Below are 16746 nucleotides of genomic sequence, written 5' to 3'. Positions count from 1 at the left end.
GTCAGGCCTCCTGCTTCTTCAGCATGGCCAGGCTCAGGCCGGTGAATGCGGCAAAGAAGCCCAACAGGATCAGGCACTGCGGCCACAGCTCGCGCAGGCCCAGCGCCTTGGTGAAGGTGCCGACCGCGATGTCGAGGAAGTAGCCCGCCGGGAACAGCTGGCCCATCACCGCCGCCGCGCCGTCCAGCGACGAGCGTGGCACGATCAGCCCGGAAAACTGGATGGTCGGCAGGCTGGTAATGATCATGGTGCCGAGAATGGCGGCGATCTGGGTGCGGGTGAATGCTGAAATCAGCAGGCCCAGGCTGGTGGTGGCCAGCAGGTAGGCCACGCCACCACAGGCCAGGGCCAGCACACTGCCCTTGAGCGGCACGGCGAACAGCCAGCGGTTCATCGCCACCAGCAGCGCCAGGTTGACCAGGCTTACCGCCAGGTAGGGCATCTGCTTGCCCAGCAGGAACTCCAGGCGGGTGAGGGGTGTGGCGTAGAAGTTGGTGATGGAGCCCAGCTCCTTCTCGCGAACGATGCCCAGTGCAGTGAGCATGGCCGGTATGAAGGCCAGGATCAGCGCCATCACGCCCGGGCCGATGGCATTCACGCTGACCACGTCCTGGTTGTAGCGAAAACGCGTTTCCAGGCGCACCAGGTCCTGGCGCGGCTGCGGCTGTGGGCTGGCCTTGGCCAGTTGCTCCAGGTTGGCCTGGTGCACGGCTTCCACGTAGTTGCGGCTGGTTTCGGCGCGGAACGGCATGCCGCCGTCGAGCCAGGCGGCCACCACCGGTTGGCGCCCGGCGTACAGGTCGCGGCCAAAACCGGGCGGAATCTCCAGTGCCAGTTTGATTTCCGAGCGCTGCAGCCGCTGATGCAGTTCGCGGCTGTCGCGGATCGGCGCCTGTTCGGCGAAATAGCGTGAGCCTCGGAAGGCTTCGAGGTAGGCGCGGCTTTGCGGGCTTTGATCCTGGTCGTGCACGGCGAAGGCAAGGTTTTCTACATCCAGTGAAATGCCGTAGCCGAAAATCACCATCATGAACAGTGCACCCAGCAAGGCGAAGGCCAGGCGTACCTTGTCGCGCAGCAGTTCCTTGCCTTCTCGGCTGGCCACCGCCAGCAGGCGGCGCAGGCTGAAGCCTTGGCGCAGTGGTGGGGCAGGCGAAGCTGCTTGCTCCAGTACGGTGTTATCCGTGGTTTGCGGCGCGAGCTCCTGGGCTTGTTCCAGGCACCGCACGAAAGCGTCCTCCAGGGTTTCGCCCTGGTACTGGCGCTGCAAGGCCTCCGGCGTGTCGCAGGCCAGTACCCGCCCGGCGTGCATCAGCGAAATACGGTCGCAGCGCTGGGCTTCGTTCATGAAGTGGGTGGAGAGGAAAATGGTCACGCCTTGCTCGCGGGACAGCTCTACCAGCAGGCGCCAGAAGTCGTCGCGGGCGGCCGGGTCGACGCCGGAAGTCGGTTCGTCGAGGATCAGCACTTCAGGGCGATGCAACACCGCCACGGCCAGCGACAGGCGCTGGCGCAGGCCAAGGGGCAGTGCGCCAGACGGTTGGTCGGCGATGGCGGCGAGGTCGAAGCGATTTATCAGCTCATCGATGCGCTGGGCGCTCTGGGCTTTGGGCAAGTCGAACAGGCGGGCATGGAGGGCCAGGTTCTGCCGGGTGCTGAGCTCGCCATACAGCGAGAAGCTCTGTGACATGAAGCCGACCCGCTTGCGCGTGGCCAGGTCACTGGCATCCACCGGGCGCCCCAGCAGGCTGGCGCTGCCCTCGCTGGCAGGCATCAGGCCGGTGAGCACTTTCATGGTGGTGGTCTTGCCGCAGCCGTTGGAGCCGAGGAAGCCGAAGATCTCCCCACGGCCAATGGCGAAACTGACCTTGTTCACCGCTGTGAAGTCGCCAAAGCGCAGGGTCAGGTTGTGCGCCTCGATGGCGACCGGGCCATCCGTGGCCTGGCGCGGTGGAATGCTCAGGGGTTGATGCTGCGCCTTGCCCGCGCCCTGGTAGTGGGTGAAGGCGTCGTCCAGTTTGCCACTGGGGGTGACTGCGGCCAGTTCGTGGCTGGCGCCTGCGGCCAGCAGGCGGCCGCCATCGAGCATCAGGCAATGCTCGAACTGTTCGGCTTCTTCCATGTAGGCGGTGGCCACCAGCAGGGTCAGTTGCGGGCGCTGCGCGCGAACCTGTTCGACCAGTTCCCAGAAACGCCGCCGCGACAGCGGGTCGACGCCGGTGGTCGGCTCGTCGAGGATCAGCAGGTCTGGTTCGTGGATCAGCGCGCAGCACAAGCCCAGCTTCTGCTTCATGCCGCCCGACAGCTTGCCGGCCGGGCGCTCGGCAAAGCGCTGCAGGTCGGTGGCCTGCAGCAAGTTGGCCATGCGCTGCTCGCATTCGCGGCGGCCCAGGCCGAACAGCGTGGCGAAAAAGCGGATGTTCTCGCTGATCGACAGCTCTGGGTACAGGTTGTTGCCTAGTCCCTGCGGCATGAATGCCACTTTCGGGTACAGCGCTGCGCGATGGCGCCGTTGGCGGATCGAGCCGCCCAGCACCTGCAGTTCACCCTGCTGCAGGCGTTTGACGCCGGCGATCAACCCCAGCAGAGTGGACTTGCCGGCGCCATCTGGGCCAATCAGCGCGCAGCGGGTGCCCGCAGGCAGGCTGAAACCCAGGGTGTGCAGGGCCGTCAGGTCGCCGTAGCGGTGGCTGATGCCATCGGCCAGCAGTGCCGGGGCGTTCATTGCAGGTTGGCCGGCCAGTCCACCTCGGCCGTGCGCACATAGCCGGCGCCTGGCATGCCAGGTTTAGCCTGTGGCACGACACCTGGGTCGGTCAGGCGGAGTTTGACCCTGAACACCAGCTTTTGCCGCTCGTCGCGGGTCTCCACCTGTTTGGGCGTGAACTGGGCCTTGGCTGCGACAAAAGCCACTTTGGCCGGCAGGGCGCGTTCGGGCAGGGCGTCGAGCACGATGCGCGCCTGGTCGCCCACGGTCAGCTGGCCGCTGGTGGAGGCCGGCAGGTACAGGTTCATGTACTGGTCGCTGGGGTCGATCAGCATCAGCACTCGGCCGCCGGCACCCAGCACCTCACCGGGTTCAGCCAGGCGCAGCTGGATGATGCCGTCGATGGGCGCTCGCAGGCTGCTGTCGTCGATTTCACTGGTGAGCTGGGCCACCTGGGCTTCGGCGGCGCCGATGGCGGCCTTGATCGCTGCAAGCTGGGCGCGGGCGGCGACTACCGCTGCGTTGGCCGTGTCGAAGCGCGCCTGCTGTTGATCGAGCAACTGTTGGCTGGCGTACTTGCGCTGGAAGATCTCGCGCACGCGCTTGAGCTCCTGGCTGGCCAGCAGCAGTTCGCTCTGGCGCAGTTGCACGCTGGCCTGGGCGGCGGCGTAGTTCTCCCGGGCGCGCAGCACTTCGGCTTCGGCCTGGCTGCGTTGGGCTTCCATGGTGCGGGTGTCGATACGCGCCAGCAGTTGGCCGCGGGTGACCTTGTCACCTTCGTCGACCAGCACTTCGGCCAGGCGGCCTGGGATTTTGCTGGCGATTTGTACTTCGGTGGCTTCAAGGCGGCCGTTGCCCATGCTCAGGCCTTCGGGCAACTGGTCGTGGAGCGACTTCCAGTACCCCAGCCCGCCAGCTGCGGCGAGCAGGGCGATTAGCGCGGTGGCGAAAATTCTGGGGGCGTATCGGTTCATCGTTCTGCATCCTTGCGGTCATGCACAGCACATCATGGCCTGCGGCCACGGGTGGCGTGTTGATATCGGTCAAACCCTTGACCTTAGCTACACATTTAGCGCAACGCGACAATCACCGCCCATTGTTCGGGCGTTACCGGCATTACCGACAGGCGGCTGCCTTTTTGCACCAGTGGCAACTCGGCCAGGCCGGCCTGCTGTTTCAGCCAGCCCAGTTCCAGCACCCGTGGCAGGGTTTGCACATGGGCTACATCCACCGCGCTCCACGGGTTTTTGTCGGCGGTGGCCTTGGCATCGTAATAGTGGCTTTGCGGGTCCAGCGCGGTCGGGTCCGGATAGGCCGCGCGGGTAATTCTGGCAATGCCGGCGATGCCCGGCTGCGGGCAACTGGAGTGATAGAAGAAAAACTCGTCACCCTCGCTCATGGCCCGCAGAAAATTACGCGCCTGATAGTTGCGCACGCCGTCCCAGCGCGCTTCGCCCAGGCGGCCGAGGGCTTCGATGGAAAGCTCGTCGGGCTCGGATTTCATCAGCCAGTAGGCCATGGATGCTGCTCCTGAAAAGGTTTGAAATAACCTGTTGCACGAAACCGACAGCCGGTTGGCGTCAAGGTTTGCGTGTGGACGCAGGTTGTCGGAAAATGCGCCCCGTTTAAAGCGCTATGCGCCGGCGGTGCCCAGAAAACCGCCGAGCACTGAACAGTTTGCCTGGGGGGCAATCTTCGATGAATCAACGTAAAAAGCCGGATCTGCTGTGGATCCTGGTGTTCATTTTTGGCCTGGGTGTGGTCACGACCGGTTATGCGCAAGGGTTCTGGGAGCGCAAGCTGGACAACGCCTATCAGATGCCGGTCGACGCCGGCCAGCCGCAACGTTGATGCCCCCGCTGGTGCCGCTCAACGCGGCGCCAGGTACCAGCCACGGTCCGAGACCGTGCCCTGCAGCGGTACATCCCAGCTGGCCTGCGCCAGTCGCTCGACCTTCTGGCATTCATGCGCCAGCCCCAACAGCAACGGTTTTTTCCAGGTCTGCCGACGCGCCTGGTAGGCCAGGCTGCGATCATAAAAGCCACCGCCCATGCCCAGGCGCCCGCCCACTTCATCAAAACCGACCAGCGGCAGCAGGATCAGGTCCAGCGCCCAGATCGGCCGTTGGCGTTTGCGGTCAGTGACCGGCTCGGGAATACGGAAGCGGTTGGGCTTGAGCTTTTCACCCTGCTCGAAGCGCTGGAACACCATGCGCGTGCGCGGCCAGGCGTGCAACACCGGCAGGTAGGTGCGCTTGCCGCGACGCTGGGCTTCGCGCAGCAGTAGGCAGGGGTCGATTTCGCTGTCGTTGGGCAGGTACAAGGCAATGTGGCGTGCGCGGCGGAACAAGGGGTGTTGCGCCAGCTGGCGGTACAGGCCGAGGGTGGCCTGGCGTTGCTGGGCAGGGGTAAGGGCGCGGCGGGCATTGCGAAGCAGACGACGGAGCTGGGGACGGGTGAGCGGCGCAGTGTCGGTCATGGCACGAGCTATCCCAGGTGTGCTGGCCAACCTCTGGGCGGTCGGCCAAAACGAATTGCCCGCCGGGGGGCGGGCAAGAGAATTCAGGCTCCCCGATAAGACCGCTATCGGTGTAGCCCTTGAACCCGAAAGTTCAAGGTGGAGATTGCAGGGGGCGTTAAGGCTTTCCGTCGGGCGGACATGCACACCGGCCCCAGCGTGCAACCCCCGTGGTTGTGCGTATCGGCTCAGGGACATAACCGACTGGCGCATCCCCCAGGGAGTGGCGCCAGTATACCAATCTCAGCCGATTTTGGTATCCGTGTCGTCGGACAAAGCCTTGTCTACCCGATCCAGCAGGTCGCGCACCTGTTCGCGGTTGGTGCCGGTGACCGGCGCGTCGTTGCGATCTTCCTGGCGGTGCAGCATTTCGTGGGTAATGTTCAACGCCGCCATTACCGCGATGCGGTCGGCACCGATCACCTTGCCGCTGCTGCGGATCTCGCGCATCTTGCCGTCCAGGTAGCGCGCGGCGCTGACCAGGTTGTTGCGCTCTTCCGGCGGGCAGATGATCGAGTACTCCTTGTCGAGGATCTGCACGGTGACGCTATTGCTTGAACTCATGAGTCTTGCTCCAGAGCCTTGAGGCGTAAAATCATCGACTCGACTTTGCGCTTGGCGATCTCGTTTTTTTCGATGAGGTGGGCGCGCTCTTCGCGCCAGGATTTTTCCTGCGCTAATAGGAGTGCATTTTGCCGTTTTAGTTGCTCGACGCGTTCGATCAGCAACTCGAATCGGCTCATCAGTGCCTGCAGGTCGTTCTCTTGCGTGGGTTGCACTCGATTCGCTCCGTCGTTGAGTCACCTGGCGATGATGCCTCTCCCTGGGCGGCAACGGCCAGTGCCGATGGTCTTGGCGCGCCTGCCGGTGCTAGGATACAAGGTCTCCATTCTAGTCATTGCGCCGTCTGGCGCCTAGCTGCCCATGCCCAATACTCAATCGCCCTACATCGCCTTCGCCATGCTGCTTTCCAGTAATGGCCACCCTGTCACCCCTGCCGAACTGCACGGCCTGCTGATCGGCCGCAGCTGTGCCGGCGCCGGCTTCGATGCCGATGCCTGGCTGGCCGATGCCGCCCAACTGCTGGAAACCGAGCCGGGTGACACCGTGCGCAACGCCCTGATCGGCCTGCAGGAAATGGTCAAGGGCGAGCTGACCAGCGACGACATGGCCATCGTCCTGCTGCTGCCTTCCGACGACGCTGCCCTGAGCGACCGCGCCACCGCGCTGGGCCAGTGGTGCCAAGGCTTCATTACCGGTTTCGGCCTGAATGCCGGTGGCAAGGACCTGTCCGACGAGGCCAAGGATGTGCTGCAGGACCTGGTGGCCATTTCCCAGGTACAAGAAGCCCTCGAAGAGTCCGAAGACGGCGAGAGCGACTACATGGAAGTCATGGAGTACCTGCGCGTGGCACCTCTGTTGCTGTTCTCCGAGCTGGCCAAGCCGGCCGCACCCGCGCCCAAGCCATCGCTGCACTGATCAACCGGGGGAAGTCTGCCCATGAGCCACATACCCAAGGCCGAGTATGCCCGTCGGCGCAAGGCGCTGATGGCGCAGATGGTCCCCAACAGCATCGCCATTCTGCCCGCCGCTGCGGTTGCCATCCGCAACCGTGACGTCGAGCACGTGTACCGCCAGGACAGCGACTTCCAGTACCTCAGCGGCTTCCCGGAGCCTGAGGCGGTGATTGCGCTGATACCGGGGCGCGAGCATGGCGAATATGTACTGTTCTGCCGTGAACGCAACCCCGAGCGCGAACTGTGGGACGGCCTGCGGGCCGGCCAGGAAGGCGCGGTGGGCGATTTCGGCGCCGACGATGCCTTCCCCATTACCGACATCGATGAGATCTTGCCGGGCCTGATCGAAGGCCGTGAGCGGGTCTACAGCGCCATGGGCAGCAACCCCGAATTCGACCGCCGGCTGATGGACTGGATCAACGTGATCCGCTCCAAGGCACGCCTGGGCGCCCAGCCACCGAACGAGTTCGTTGCGCTGGATCATCTGCTGCACGACATGCGCCTGTATAAATCGGCGGCGGAAGTGAAGGTGATGCGCGCGGCCGCAGACATTTCGGCGCGGGCCCATGTGCGGGCCATGCAGGCCTGCCGGGCCGGGCTGCACGAATACAGCCTGGAAGCCGAGCTGGACTACGAATTCCGCAAGGGCGGGGCGAAGATGCCGGCCTACGGCTCGATCGTCGCGGCCGGGCGCAATGGCTGCATCCTGCACTATCAGCAGAACGACGCGCCGCTCAAGGATGGCGACCTGGTGCTGATCGACGCTGGCTGCGAAATCGACTGCTACGCCAGCGACATCACCCGCACCTTCCCGGTCAGCGGGCGCTTTTCGCCCGAGCAGAAGGCCATCTACGAGCTGGTGCTCAAGGCCCAGGCGGCGGCGTTTACCGAAATCGCCCCCGGCAAACACTGGAACCACGCCCATGAGGCGACCGTACGGGTGATCACCGCTGGCCTGGTGGAGCTGGGCTTGCTGGAAGGGGATGTGCAGACGCTGATCGACAGCGAGGCCTATCGCGCCTTCTACATGCACCGCGCCGGGCACTGGTTGGGCATGGATGTGCACGACGTGGGCGACTACAAGGTGGGCGGCGAATGGCGGGTGCTGGAACCCGGCATGGCGCTGACCGTGGAGCCGGGGATCTACATTGGCGCCGACAATCAGGCCGTGGCCAAGAAGTGGCGCGGCATTGGGGTAAGGATCGAGGACGACGTGGTGGTGACCAGGCAAGGTTGTGAAATCCTGACTTCGGGCGTGCCGCGCACGGTTGCCGAGATCGAGGCGCTGATGCAGGCCGCCCGCAAGGACGCGGCATGAACCGGGTAAACCTGGCGATCATCGGTGGTGGCCTGGTGGGTGCAAGCCTGGCCTTGGCGCTGCAGGCAGGGGCCAAGGCGCGTGGCTGGAAGATCCTGCTGATCGAGCCGTTCGCTCCCGGCGACAGCTTTCAGCCCAGCTACGATGCGCGCTCGTCGGCGTTGTCATTCGGCACCCAGCAGATCTATCAACAACTTGGCCTGTGGCAAGCCATCGGCCGCCGCGCCGAGCCGATCCGGCAGATTCACGTATCCGACCGTGGCCGCTTTGGCGCCACCCGCCTGGATGCCCTGGAAGAGGGAGTCCCGGCGCTGGGTTACGTGGTGGAGAACGCCTGGCTCGGGCAGTGCCTGTGGCAAGGGCTGGACAGCGAGGTGGTGAGCTGGCGCTGCCCGGCGGAAGTGACCGCGATGCAGGCCATCGAAGGCGGTTACCGCCTGCGGCTCAACGATGACACCCAACTGGAATGCGACCTGGCGGTACTGGCCGACGGTGGCCGCTCCGGCCTGCGCGAGCAGCTGGGTATCCATGTGCGCCACACGCCTTACCAGCAGAGTGCGTTGATCGCCAACATCACCCCGGGTGAAGCCCACGGTGGCCAGGCTTTCGAGCGCTTCACCGAAGAGGGCCCCATGGCCCTGCTGCCGCTGCCGGAAAACCGCTGCGCATTGGTGTGGACCCGTCAGGGCATGGATGCACGGCGTCTGGCTGACATCGACGAGCGCAGCTTCCTGCGCGAGCTGCAGGGAGTGTTCGGCTATCGCCTGGGCGCGCTGCGCCAGGTGGGCGCACGGCACCTCTACCCGCTGTCGTTGATCGAGGCCCAGGAGCAGGTACGGCCGCACCTGGTGGTGCTGGGCAATGCAGCGCACAGCCTGCACCCCATCGCCGGCCAAGGCTTCAACCTGTCGCTGCGTGACGTGCAGTCGCTGGCCGAAGCGTTGCTGGCCGGCCCGCAGCAGCCTGGCGACCTGACCACGCTGCAGGCTTATCACCAGCGCCAGCGCCTGGACCAGGCCATGACCATTGGCTTCTCCGACCAGGTCACCCGCCTGTTCGGCAGCAACCAGCCGCTGCTGGCCGCCGGGCGCAACCTTGGCCTGCTCGGGCTCGACCTGTTGCCACCGGCAAAAAGCTGGTTCGCCCGCCAGGCCATGGGCCTGGGCACCCGCCCTGATTCGCGGGGCCAGGCATGAGCAACCCGCGTAAACTGGCACGACGGGCGCGCATGCTGCGCTGGCTGCTGAACCTTTACCCACCGTACCTGGGCGCCGGTATCCGTGTGCAGCACATCAGCCCGGACCTGCGCAGCGTCAAGGTGGCGATGAAACTGACGCGCTGGAACCGCAATTACGTCGGTACCCAGTTCGGTGGCAGCCTGTATGCCATGGTCGACCCGTTCTACATGCTGTTGTTGATCGAGCAGCTGGGGCGCGACTACATCGTCTGGGACAAGGCCGCCAGCATCGATTTCATCTCGCCGGGCAAAGGCCCGGTGTATGCCGAATTCCACGTCGATGATGCGCTGCTGGCCGACATCCGCCAGCAGACCGCCACCGGCAAGAAGTGCCTGCCGCGTTTGCAGGTCGATATCCGCGATGGTGCCGGCGAGCTGGTGGCGCGGGTCGATAAAACCCTATACGTGCGGCTCAAGCCGCAAGCGAGGCAGGCGTAAGGCATGGAAATGCGCGCAGATCTGTTGATTGTCGGTGCCGGTATGGTCGGCAGCGCCCTGGCCCTGGCGTTGCGCCACAGTGGCCTGCAAATCCTGTTGGTCGATGGTGGCCCGCTGACGGTCAAACCCTTCGACGCCCAGGCCCCGTTCGAGCCGCGTGTCAGCGCGCTGTCGGCGGCCAGCCAGCGCATCCTCGAGCGTCTTGGCGCCTGGGAAGGCATTGCCCAGCGGCGTGCCACGCCGTACACCGACATGCAGGTGTGGGATGGCAGTGGAACCGGGCAGATTCACTTCTCGGCGGCCAGCGTGCATGCCCAGGTGCTCGGCCATATCGTCGAGAACCGGGTGGTGCAGGATGGCCTGCTGGAGCGCCTGCATGACAGCGACATCGGCCTGCTGGCCAATGCGCGGCTGGAGCAATTGCGCCGCTCTGGCGATGAGTGGCTGCTGACCCTGGCCGATGGCCGGCAACTGCGTGCTCCGCTGGTGATCGCCGCCGACGGCGCCAATTCGGCGGTGCGGCGCCTGGCTGGCTGCGAAACCCGCGAGTGGGATTATCTACACCATGCCATCGTCACCAGTGTGCGCTGCAGTGCCGGGCACCAGGGTACGGCCTGGCAGCGCTTCACCGATGAGGGGCCGTTGGCTTTCCTGCCGTTGGTCCGCGATGGCCAGCAGGATTGGTGCTCGATTGTGTGGTCGACTACCCCGGAACATGCCGAGCAGTTGATGGCGCTGGATGAAGCGGCCTTCCTGCAGGCCCTGGAACGTGCCTTCGAGGGGCGCCTGGGCCATGTGCTGCAGGCCGACCCTCGGGTGTGCGTGCCGCTGCGCCAGCGTCACGCCAAGCGCTATGTGGATGAGGGCCTGGCCTTGATCGGCGACGCTGCGCACACCATCCACCCGTTGGCGGGGCAGGGTGTGAATCTGGGCTTCCTGGATGCCGCGGTGCTGGCCGAGGTGCTGGTCAATGCTTGCGAGCGTGGCGAGCGGTTGGCGGATGTGAAGGTGTTGAGCCGTTACGAACGGCGGCGCATGCCGCACAACCTGGCGTTGATGGCGGCCATGGAAGGGTTCGAACGGTTGTTCCAGGCTGATCCGCTGCCGTTGCGCTGGTTGCGAAATAGTGGGTTGAAACTGGTGGAGAAGATGCCGGAGGCCAAGGCGGTGTTTGTGCGCCAGGCGCTGGGTTTGAGTGGGGACCTGCCGGATTTGGCCAAGGCTTGAGATTGCTGGGGCCGCTTTGCGGCCCATCGCGACACAAGGCCGCTCCTACAGGGATATCACAAGGCCAGAGGTCACTCGGGCCCTGTAGGAGCGGCCTTGCGTCGCGATGGGCTGCGCAGCAGCCCCCTCTGCAACATCCGGTAACGGCTAGGTAGATGAGCCAGAAAATGGGATTCACTACCATTTGCACCTCTCAAACGATCCGAGGAGTGCTTCACATGTTGCCACGCAAGCCCCTACTGGCCGCTCTGGCCCTGACCCTGTTCGGCGGCACCGCCCAAGCAGCGGACGAAGTGGTGGTGTACTCCTCGCGCATCGACGAGCTGATCAAGCCGGTGTTCGATGCGTATACCGCCAAGACCGGGGTCAAGATCAAGTTCATCACCGACAAGGAAGCCCCGCTGATGCAGCGCATCAAGGCCGAGGGCGACAACGGCGTGGCCGACCTGCTGCTGACCGTCGATGCCGGCAACCTGTGGCAGGCCGAGCAGATGGGCATTCTGCAGCCAATCAAGTCCGACATCATCGACCAGAACATTCCGCCGCAGTACCGCGCCTCGTCCCATGACTGGACCGGCCTGAGCCTGCGCGCTCGCACCATCATCTACTCCACCGAGCGGGTCAAACCCGAGGAGTTGAGCACCTACGAAGCCCTGGCTGACAAGCAGTGGGAAGGCCGCCTGTGCCTGCGCACCGCGAAGAAAGTGTACAACCAGTCGCTGACCGCCACCCTGATCGAAACCCACGGTGAGGCGAAGACCGAGCAAGTCGTCAAAGGCTGGGTCAACAACCTGTCCACCGATGTGTTCTCCGACGACAACGCGGTGATCCAGGCCATCGAGGCCGGCCAGTGTGACGTGGGTGTGGTCAACACCTACTACTACGGCCGCCTGCACAAGCAGAACCCGAACCTGCCGGTGAAGATCTTCTGGCCCAACCAGGGTGATCGTGGGGTGCACGTGAACCTGTCGGGTATTGGCCTGACCAAGCATGCACCGCACCCGGAAGCCGCGAAAAAGCTGGTGGAATGGATGACGGGTGAAGAAGCGCAGAAGCTGTTCGCCGACATCAACCAGGAGTTCCCGGCCAACCCGAAGGTCAAACCATCGGATGAAGTGGCTGCGTGGGGCAGCTTCAAGGCCGACAGCATTCCAGTGGAAATCGCTGGCAAGCGCCAGGCTGAAGCCATTCGCCTGATGGATCGGGCTGGCTACAACTAAGCGCCAGGCTTTATCCTTCCGGGGCCTATCAGGGCCCTTTCGCGGGCACGCCCGCTCCCACAGGAACTGCACAGGATTCAAGCATCCTGCGGCCCCTGTGGGAGCGGGCATGCCCGCGAACGACCGCCGAGCGGTCGCAAATCAGCCACAGAGACAGTCAACTTGCCCCACACCCCCCAACGCCGCTGGTACTTACCGGTCTCCTTGATCGCCGCCCTGGTGCTGCTGCCCCTGAGCGTGCTGCTGCTGTCCTGGCAATCGATTGATCTGCAGATCTGGTCGCACCTGCTCGACACCCAGATGACTCGCCTGCTCGGCAATACCCTGACGCTGGTGGTGGGTGTAGGCATCGGCGTCACCGTGCTGGGCGTCAGCCTCGCCTGGCTCACCAGCCTCTGCGAGTTCCCCGGTCGGCGCTGGCTGGACTGGGCGCTGATGCTGCCGTTCGCCATCCCGGCCTATGTACTGGCGTTCGTCTTCGTCGGCCTGCTGGACTTCGCCGGGCCGGTGCAAAGCGCCCTGCGTGAAGTGTTCGGGCCAATGCGCCTGCCTCGGGTGCGTTCCACCGGCGGGGTGATCATCGTTTTGGTGCTGGTGTTCTACCCCTATGTCTACTTGCTGGCACGCACGGCGTTCCTGGCCCAAGGCAAGGGCCTGATGGAGGCGGCGCGGGTGCTCGGGCTGTCGCCCCTGCAGGCATTCTGGCGTGTGGCACTGCCCATGGCGCGACCGGCGATCGGCGCCGGCATCGCGTTGGCACTGATGGAAACCCTGGCCGATTTCGGTGCGGTGGCGGTGTTCAACTTCGACACCTTCACCACTGCCATCTACAAGACCTGGTACGGCTTCTTCAGCTTGTCCAGTGCAGCCCAACTGGCCAGCCTGCTGCTGTTGGCCGTCATGCTGGTGCTGTACGGCGAGCGCCGCGCGCGCGGTGCTAGCCGCAGTGGCAACGAACGGCCGCGCGCGCAGGCGCTGTATCACCTGCGTGGGGTCAAGGCGTTGCTGGCCAGTGGTTGGTGCCTGCTGGTGTTCGCCTGCGCTTTTGTCATCCCACTGCTGCAACTGTTGGTGTGGTTCTGGCAGCGCGGTCGGCATGACCTGGACGAGCGTTATGTCGGCCTGGTGCTGCACACCCTGTACCTGGGCGGCATGGCGGCGCTGGTCACGGTATGCGTGGCACTGCTGCTGGCCTTTGCCCGGCGCCAGGCGCCGACCGGCGGTATTCGCGCCGGGGTTGGCCTGGCCAACCTGGGGTATGCCTTGCCCGGTTCGGTGTTGGCGGTGTCGATCATGCTGGCCTTCAGTTACCTCGACAACCACCTGGTCATCCCGCTGTCCAGCTGGCTGGGCGGGGCCGGCAAGCCGCTGCTGCTAGGCAGCCTTTCGGCGTTGCTGCTGGCCTACCTGGTGCGCTTCATCGCAGTGGCTTACGGGCCACTGGAGAGCAGCCTGGAACGCATTCGCCCGTCACTGCCCGAAGCCTCCCGAAGCCTCGGTGTCGGTGGCGCAAGATTGTTTTTCAAGGTGTATCTGCCGCTGCTGGTACCCGGTGCCCTTAGCGCGGCATTGTTGGTGTTCGTCGACGTGCTCAAGGAAATGCCGGCCACCTTGCTGATGCGACCGTTCGGCTGGGACACCCTCGCCGTGCGGGTATTCGAGATGACCAGCGAGGGCGAGTGGGCGCGTGCCTCGCTGCCAGCATTGACGCTGGTGCTGGTGGGCCTGTTGCCGGTCATCGGCCTGATCCGCCGCTCGGCACGTCGACCCGGTCACAGTCACTGAGGGTGCCAGCTGGCGACCTTGCGGCTACAATGCGCGGCATTCGCGCGGCGGGTACTTACAACAAGAGCTGACGACCCACGTCATCGACCGCCGCCGCTTCGCCACGCCCGGAAGGAGAAACCCATGGGACAGCGCACGCTTTTGTATGACCTGCATCTGGCGCTAGGCGCCAAGACGGTCGATTTCGGTGGCTGGGACATGCCCCTGCACTATGGCTCGCAGGTCGAGGAGCACCATCAGGTGCGCAGCGACTGCGGCGTCTTCGATGTTTCCCATATGACCGTGATCGATGTCGACGGCACCGATGCCACCGCTTGGCTGCAGCGTTTGCTGGCCAACGACGTGGCCCGCCTCGACGACGTCGGCAAGGCACTGTACAGCCCGCTGCTCCACGAGCAGGGTGGGGTAATCGACGACTTGCTCGTCTACCGCATGGAAAACGGCTACCGCCTGGTCACCAATGCCGCCACCCGAGCCAAAGTGCTCGACTGGTTAGAGCAGCAGCGGGCCGGTTTCGCCGTGAACTTCCAGCCCCGTCCCGACCTGGCCATCCTCGCCATCCAGGGGCCGCATGCCCGCGAAAAGGTCGCCGCTTTGCTCAGCCCTGCACGCGCGGCCCTGATTCGTGAACTGCGCCCGTTCGAAGGCGTCGCCGAAGGTGACTGGTTCATTGCCCGCACCGGGTACACCGGTGAAGACGGCCTGGAGATCATCTTTCCAGGCGATCAAGCAGTGGCCTTCTTCAACGACCTGGTCGGCGCCGGCATTGCCCCGAGCGGCCTTGGCGCCCGCGATACGTTGCGCCTGGAAGCCGGCATGAACCTGTACGGCCAGGACATCGACGAAAACCACACTCCGCTCACTTCCAACCTGGGCTGGAGCATCGCCTGGGAGCCCGCCGAGCGCGACTTCATCGGCCGTGCCGGCCTGTTGGCGGAAATCGAGCGCGGTGTGCAGGAGAAACTGGTCGGTCTGGTGCTGGAAGAGCGCGGCGTGCTGCGTGCCCACCAGGTGGTGCGCGTAGCCGGGATTGGCGAAGGGGAGATCACCAGTGGTAGTTTCTCACCTACGCTGAGCAAGTCCATTGCCCTGGCGCGCGTACCCATGGCGACCGGTGACCGGGCCGAGGTGGAAATTCGCGGCAAATGGTACCCGGTGCGGGTGGTCAAACCGACCTTCGTGCGCCACGGCAAGATCCTGATCTGAACAATTATCAACCGGCGGGCGTACCGCTGAGCCAATCGAGGAATTCAAGACATGAGCAATATCCCCGCCGACCTGCGTTTTGCCGAAAGCCATGAATGGGCTCGCCTGGAAGCCGACGGCAGCGTGACCGTGGGTATCAGCGACCACGCCCAGCAAGCCTTGGGTGACGTGGTGTTCGTCGAGTTGGCCGAAGTCGGCAAGGTATTCGCCGCTGGCGACGCTGCCGGCGTGGTCGAGTCGGTCAAGGCCGCTTCGGACATCTACGCCCCGATCGGTGGCGAAGTGATTGCCGTCAACGAAGAACTGGCCGACAGCCCAGAGCAGCTCAACGAAGAACCGTACGGCGCGTGGATCTTCAAACTGAAGCCAAGCGACAAGGCCGAGCTGGACAAGCTGCTGGACGCTGCTGGTTACGCAGCAGCTATCGGCGAGTAACACCGCGTCGCCTGCTTCGCGGCTTTAGCCGCGAAGAGGCCAGGCCTGTGAGCAAGTTTCCCCGCAGAATCGGCAATCCCTTCCTAGACTTGTAAGTCTCCATGAGACCCGGTCTAGGAAGAGAGCGTCGTCATGTCCCAGTCGCCATCCCTGCATCAACTGCAAGAGCTCAACCCTTTCCTGCGTCGCCACCTGGGCCCCGATGCCGCCGAGCAGCAGGCCATGCTCAAGGTGCTGGGCGTCGCCAGCCGCAACGAGCTGATCGAGCAGACCGTACCGCCTGACATCCGCCTCAATCGCCCCCTCGACCTGCCGGCGGCGCTGGACGAACAGGCCGCCCTGGCCAAGCTCGCCGGTTACGCCGAACAGAACCAGGTGTGGACCAGCCTGATCGGCATGGGCTACCACGGCACCATCACCCCCACGGTCATCCTGCGCAACGTGCTGGAAAACCCCGGCTGGTACACCGCCTACACGCCCTACCAACCGGAAATTGCCCAGGGCCGGCTCGAGGCGCTGCTGAACTTCCAGCAGATGGTCATCGACCTCACCGGCCTGGCCCTGGCCAATGCCTCGCTGCTCGATGAAGCCACCGCCGCCGCCGAGGCCATGGCCCTGGCCAAGCGGGTGGCGCGCAACAAGAGCAACGCGTTCTTCGCCGACGAACACTGCCACCCGCAGACCCTGTCGGTACTCAAGACCCGCGCCGAGGGCTTCGGCTTCGAGCTGATCGTCGATGCTGTGGATAACCTTGCCAATCACGCGGTGTTCGGCGCTTTGCTGCAGTACCCCGACACCCATGGCGAAGTGCGCGACTTGCGCCCGCTGATCGACCAGTTGCACAGCCAACAGGCCCTGGCCTGCGTGGCGGCCGACCTGCTCAGCCTGGTGGTGCTGGCGCCACCGGGGGAACTGGGTGCCGATGTGGTGCTGGGCTCGACCCAGCGCTTTGGTGTGCCGATGGGCTACGGCGGGCCCCACGCGGCCTATTTCGCCTGCCGCGACGACTACAAGCGGGCCATGCCGGGGCGCATCATCGGCGTATCGCGCGACGCCCGTGGTAACACGGCATTGCGTATGGCCCTGCAAACCCGCGAGCAGCATATCCGCCGCGAGAAGGCCAACTCCAACATCTGCACGGC

Annotated in this window: 16 protein-coding genes, 1 other RNA gene and 1 pseudogene; 11 read left to right on the top strand and 7 right to left on the bottom strand. The window is 64.7% G+C overall.

The window, feature by feature from the left end; genetic code table 11:
• Window position 1: 1 nt before the first annotated feature.
• From rbbA to APH35_RS20115, 3 genes are all read right to left on the bottom strand, one after another.
• Entirely contained in the window at window positions 2-2722 is a 2721-nt protein-coding gene (rbbA, locus tag APH35_RS20125; protein ID WP_060515340.1) for a ribosome-associated ATPase/putative transporter RbbA, read from the bottom strand.
• Window positions 2719-3678 carry an HlyD family secretion protein gene (locus tag APH35_RS20120; RefSeq protein WP_012274760.1) on the bottom strand — a complete coding sequence of 320 codons (960 nt, stop codon included), beginning with the start codon at window positions 3676-3678 and terminating at the stop codon, window positions 2719-2721. The genes rbbA and APH35_RS20120 overlap by 4 nt, the downstream gene beginning before the upstream one ends.
• A 95-nt stretch (window positions 3679-3773) precedes the next feature.
• On the bottom strand, window positions 3774-4223 hold the full coding sequence (locus tag APH35_RS20115) for an EVE domain-containing protein (protein ID WP_060493201.1): 450 nt from the start codon (window positions 4221-4223) through the stop codon (window positions 3774-3776).
• A 179-nt stretch (window positions 4224-4402) separates the two neighbouring features.
• Here APH35_RS20115 and APH35_RS29090 point away from each other — a divergent pair, with 179 nt between their 5' ends.
• Window positions 4403-4555 carry a hypothetical protein gene (locus APH35_RS29090; RefSeq protein WP_012274758.1) on the top strand — a complete coding sequence of 51 codons (153 nt, stop codon included), beginning with the start codon at window positions 4403-4405 and terminating at the stop codon, window positions 4553-4555.
• An 18-nt stretch (window positions 4556-4573) separates the two neighbouring features.
• Here APH35_RS29090 and APH35_RS20110 read toward each other — a convergent pair whose 3' ends face one another.
• The 4 genes from APH35_RS20110 to APH35_RS20095 form a co-directional block, all read right to left on the bottom strand.
• Window positions 4574-5182: a 5-formyltetrahydrofolate cyclo-ligase gene (locus APH35_RS20110; protein ID WP_060493202.1), complete on the bottom strand. Its 609-nt coding sequence runs from the start codon at window positions 5180-5182 to the stop codon at window positions 4574-4576.
• 85 nt (window positions 5183-5267) lie between these two features.
• Window positions 5268-5447, bottom strand: a non-coding RNA gene (ssrS, locus tag APH35_RS20105) — 6S RNA.
• A gap of 17 nt (window positions 5448-5464) precedes the next feature.
• Complete coding sequence (locus APH35_RS20100; RefSeq protein ID WP_010955726.1) at window positions 5465-5785, bottom strand: cell division protein ZapA; 321 nt, start codon at window positions 5783-5785, stop codon at window positions 5465-5467.
• The gene (locus APH35_RS20095) at window positions 5782-5964 is read right to left on the bottom strand and encodes a TIGR02449 family protein (RefSeq protein WP_041166806.1); all 183 of its coding nucleotides are present in this window, start codon (window positions 5962-5964) and stop codon (window positions 5782-5784) included. Before APH35_RS20095 ends, APH35_RS20100 begins: the two co-directional genes overlap by 4 nt.
• A gap of 181 nt (window positions 5965-6145) precedes the next feature.
• On the opposite strand from APH35_RS20095, the gene APH35_RS20090 reads away from it, so the two are divergent.
• The 10 genes and pseudogenes from APH35_RS20090 to APH35_RS20045 form a co-directional block, all read left to right on the top strand.
• Window positions 6146-6700 carry a YecA/YgfB family protein gene (locus APH35_RS20090; protein WP_016489744.1) on the top strand — a complete coding sequence of 185 codons (555 nt, stop codon included), beginning with the start codon at window positions 6146-6148 and terminating at the stop codon, window positions 6698-6700.
• Between the two features lie 21 nt (window positions 6701-6721).
• Window positions 6722-8056 (top strand): Xaa-Pro aminopeptidase, encoded by a 1335-nt coding sequence (gene pepP / locus APH35_RS20085; RefSeq protein ID WP_060515339.1) that lies wholly within the window; start codon window positions 6722-6724, stop codon window positions 8054-8056.
• Window positions 8053-9252: a 2-octaprenyl-6-methoxyphenyl hydroxylase gene (ubiH, locus tag APH35_RS20080; RefSeq protein ID WP_012274753.1), complete on the top strand. Its 1200-nt coding sequence runs from the start codon at window positions 8053-8055 to the stop codon at window positions 9250-9252. Before pepP ends, ubiH begins: the two co-directional genes overlap by 4 nt.
• A complete protein-coding gene (locus APH35_RS20075; RefSeq protein WP_012274752.1) occupies window positions 9249-9731 on the top strand; it encodes a DUF4442 domain-containing protein in 483 nt (160 codons plus the stop codon). The genes ubiH and APH35_RS20075 overlap by 4 nt, the downstream gene beginning before the upstream one ends.
• Before the next feature lie 9 nt (window positions 9732-9740).
• Complete coding sequence (locus APH35_RS20070) at window positions 9741-10958, top strand: 2-octaprenyl-3-methyl-6-methoxy-1,4-benzoquinol hydroxylase (RefSeq protein WP_171577245.1); 1218 nt, start codon at window positions 9741-9743, stop codon at window positions 10956-10958.
• A 218-nt stretch (window positions 10959-11176) separates the two neighbouring features.
• Window positions 11177-12178 (top strand): extracellular solute-binding protein, encoded by a 1002-nt coding sequence (locus tag APH35_RS20065; RefSeq protein ID WP_012274750.1) that lies wholly within the window; start codon window positions 11177-11179, stop codon window positions 12176-12178.
• A gap of 162 nt (window positions 12179-12340) precedes the next feature.
• Window positions 12341-13963, top strand: a complete 1623-nt coding sequence (locus APH35_RS20060; RefSeq protein ID WP_060493204.1) for an ABC transporter permease — start codon at window positions 12341-12343, stop codon at window positions 13961-13963.
• 123 nt (window positions 13964-14086) lie between these two features.
• A complete protein-coding gene (gene gcvT, locus APH35_RS20055; protein ID WP_012274748.1) occupies window positions 14087-15169 on the top strand; it encodes a glycine cleavage system aminomethyltransferase GcvT in 1083 nt (360 codons plus the stop codon).
• Window positions 15170-15220: 51 nt separating this feature from the next.
• Window positions 15221-15604, top strand: coding sequence for a glycine cleavage system protein GcvH (gene gcvH, locus APH35_RS20050; RefSeq protein WP_012274747.1), 384 nt, complete (start codon window positions 15221-15223; stop codon window positions 15602-15604).
• 132 nt (window positions 15605-15736) lie between these two features.
• A pseudogene (locus tag APH35_RS20045) lies at window positions 15737-16746 on the top strand (glycine dehydrogenase); the annotation flags it as partial.

Origin of the sequence: Pseudomonas sp. NBRC 111132 (genome assembly GCF_001320565.1) — a bacterium.
In the GTDB taxonomy this organism is placed as follows: domain Bacteria; phylum Pseudomonadota; class Gammaproteobacteria; order Pseudomonadales; family Pseudomonadaceae; genus Aquipseudomonas; species Aquipseudomonas putida_P.
The sequence above is the reverse complement of the archived record's forward strand: the minus strand, read 5'-3'. Positions and strand labels throughout refer to the sequence as shown.

What these genes read in the sequence shown, in the direction of transcription:
- gcvT (WP_012274748.1), top strand. Translation starts at nt 14,087, where the DNA reads ATGGGACAGCGCACGCTTTTGTATGACCTGCATCTGGCGCTAGGCGCC.
- APH35_RS29090 (WP_012274758.1), top strand. Translation starts at nt 4,403, where the DNA reads ATGAATCAACGTAAAAAGCCGGATCTGCTGTGGATCCTGGTGTTCATT.
- APH35_RS20065 (WP_012274750.1), top strand. Translation starts at nt 11,177, where the DNA reads ATGTTGCCACGCAAGCCCCTACTGGCCGCTCTGGCCCTGACCCTGTTC.
- APH35_RS20075 (WP_012274752.1), top strand. Translation starts at nt 9,249, where the DNA reads ATGAGCAACCCGCGTAAACTGGCACGACGGGCGCGCATGCTGCGCTGG.
- gcvH (WP_012274747.1), top strand. Translation starts at nt 15,221, where the DNA reads ATGAGCAATATCCCCGCCGACCTGCGTTTTGCCGAAAGCCATGAATGG.
- APH35_RS20090 (WP_016489744.1), top strand. Translation starts at nt 6,146, where the DNA reads ATGCCCAATACTCAATCGCCCTACATCGCCTTCGCCATGCTGCTTTCC.
- APH35_RS20115 (WP_060493201.1), bottom strand. Translation starts at nt 4,223, where the DNA reads ATGGCCTACTGGCTGATGAAATCCGAGCCCGACGAGCTTTCCATCGAA.
- APH35_RS20100 (WP_010955726.1), bottom strand. Translation starts at nt 5,785, where the DNA reads ATGAGTTCAAGCAATAGCGTCACCGTGCAGATCCTCGACAAGGAGTAC.
- APH35_RS20070 (WP_171577245.1), top strand. Translation starts at nt 9,741, where the DNA reads ATGCGCGCAGATCTGTTGATTGTCGGTGCCGGTATGGTCGGCAGCGCC.
- APH35_RS20120 (WP_012274760.1), bottom strand. Translation starts at nt 3,678, where the DNA reads ATGAACCGATACGCCCCCAGAATTTTCGCCACCGCGCTAATCGCCCTG.
- APH35_RS20095 (WP_041166806.1), bottom strand. Translation starts at nt 5,964, where the DNA reads ATGAGCCGATTCGAGTTGCTGATCGAACGCGTCGAGCAACTAAAACGG.
- APH35_RS20110 (WP_060493202.1), bottom strand. Translation starts at nt 5,182, where the DNA reads ATGACCGACACTGCGCCGCTCACCCGTCCCCAGCTCCGTCGTCTGCTT.
- pepP (WP_060515339.1), top strand. Translation starts at nt 6,722, where the DNA reads ATGAGCCACATACCCAAGGCCGAGTATGCCCGTCGGCGCAAGGCGCTG.
- ubiH (WP_012274753.1), top strand. Translation starts at nt 8,053, where the DNA reads ATGAACCGGGTAAACCTGGCGATCATCGGTGGTGGCCTGGTGGGTGCA.
- rbbA (WP_060515340.1), bottom strand. Translation starts at nt 2,722, where the DNA reads ATGAACGCCCCGGCACTGCTGGCCGATGGCATCAGCCACCGCTACGGC.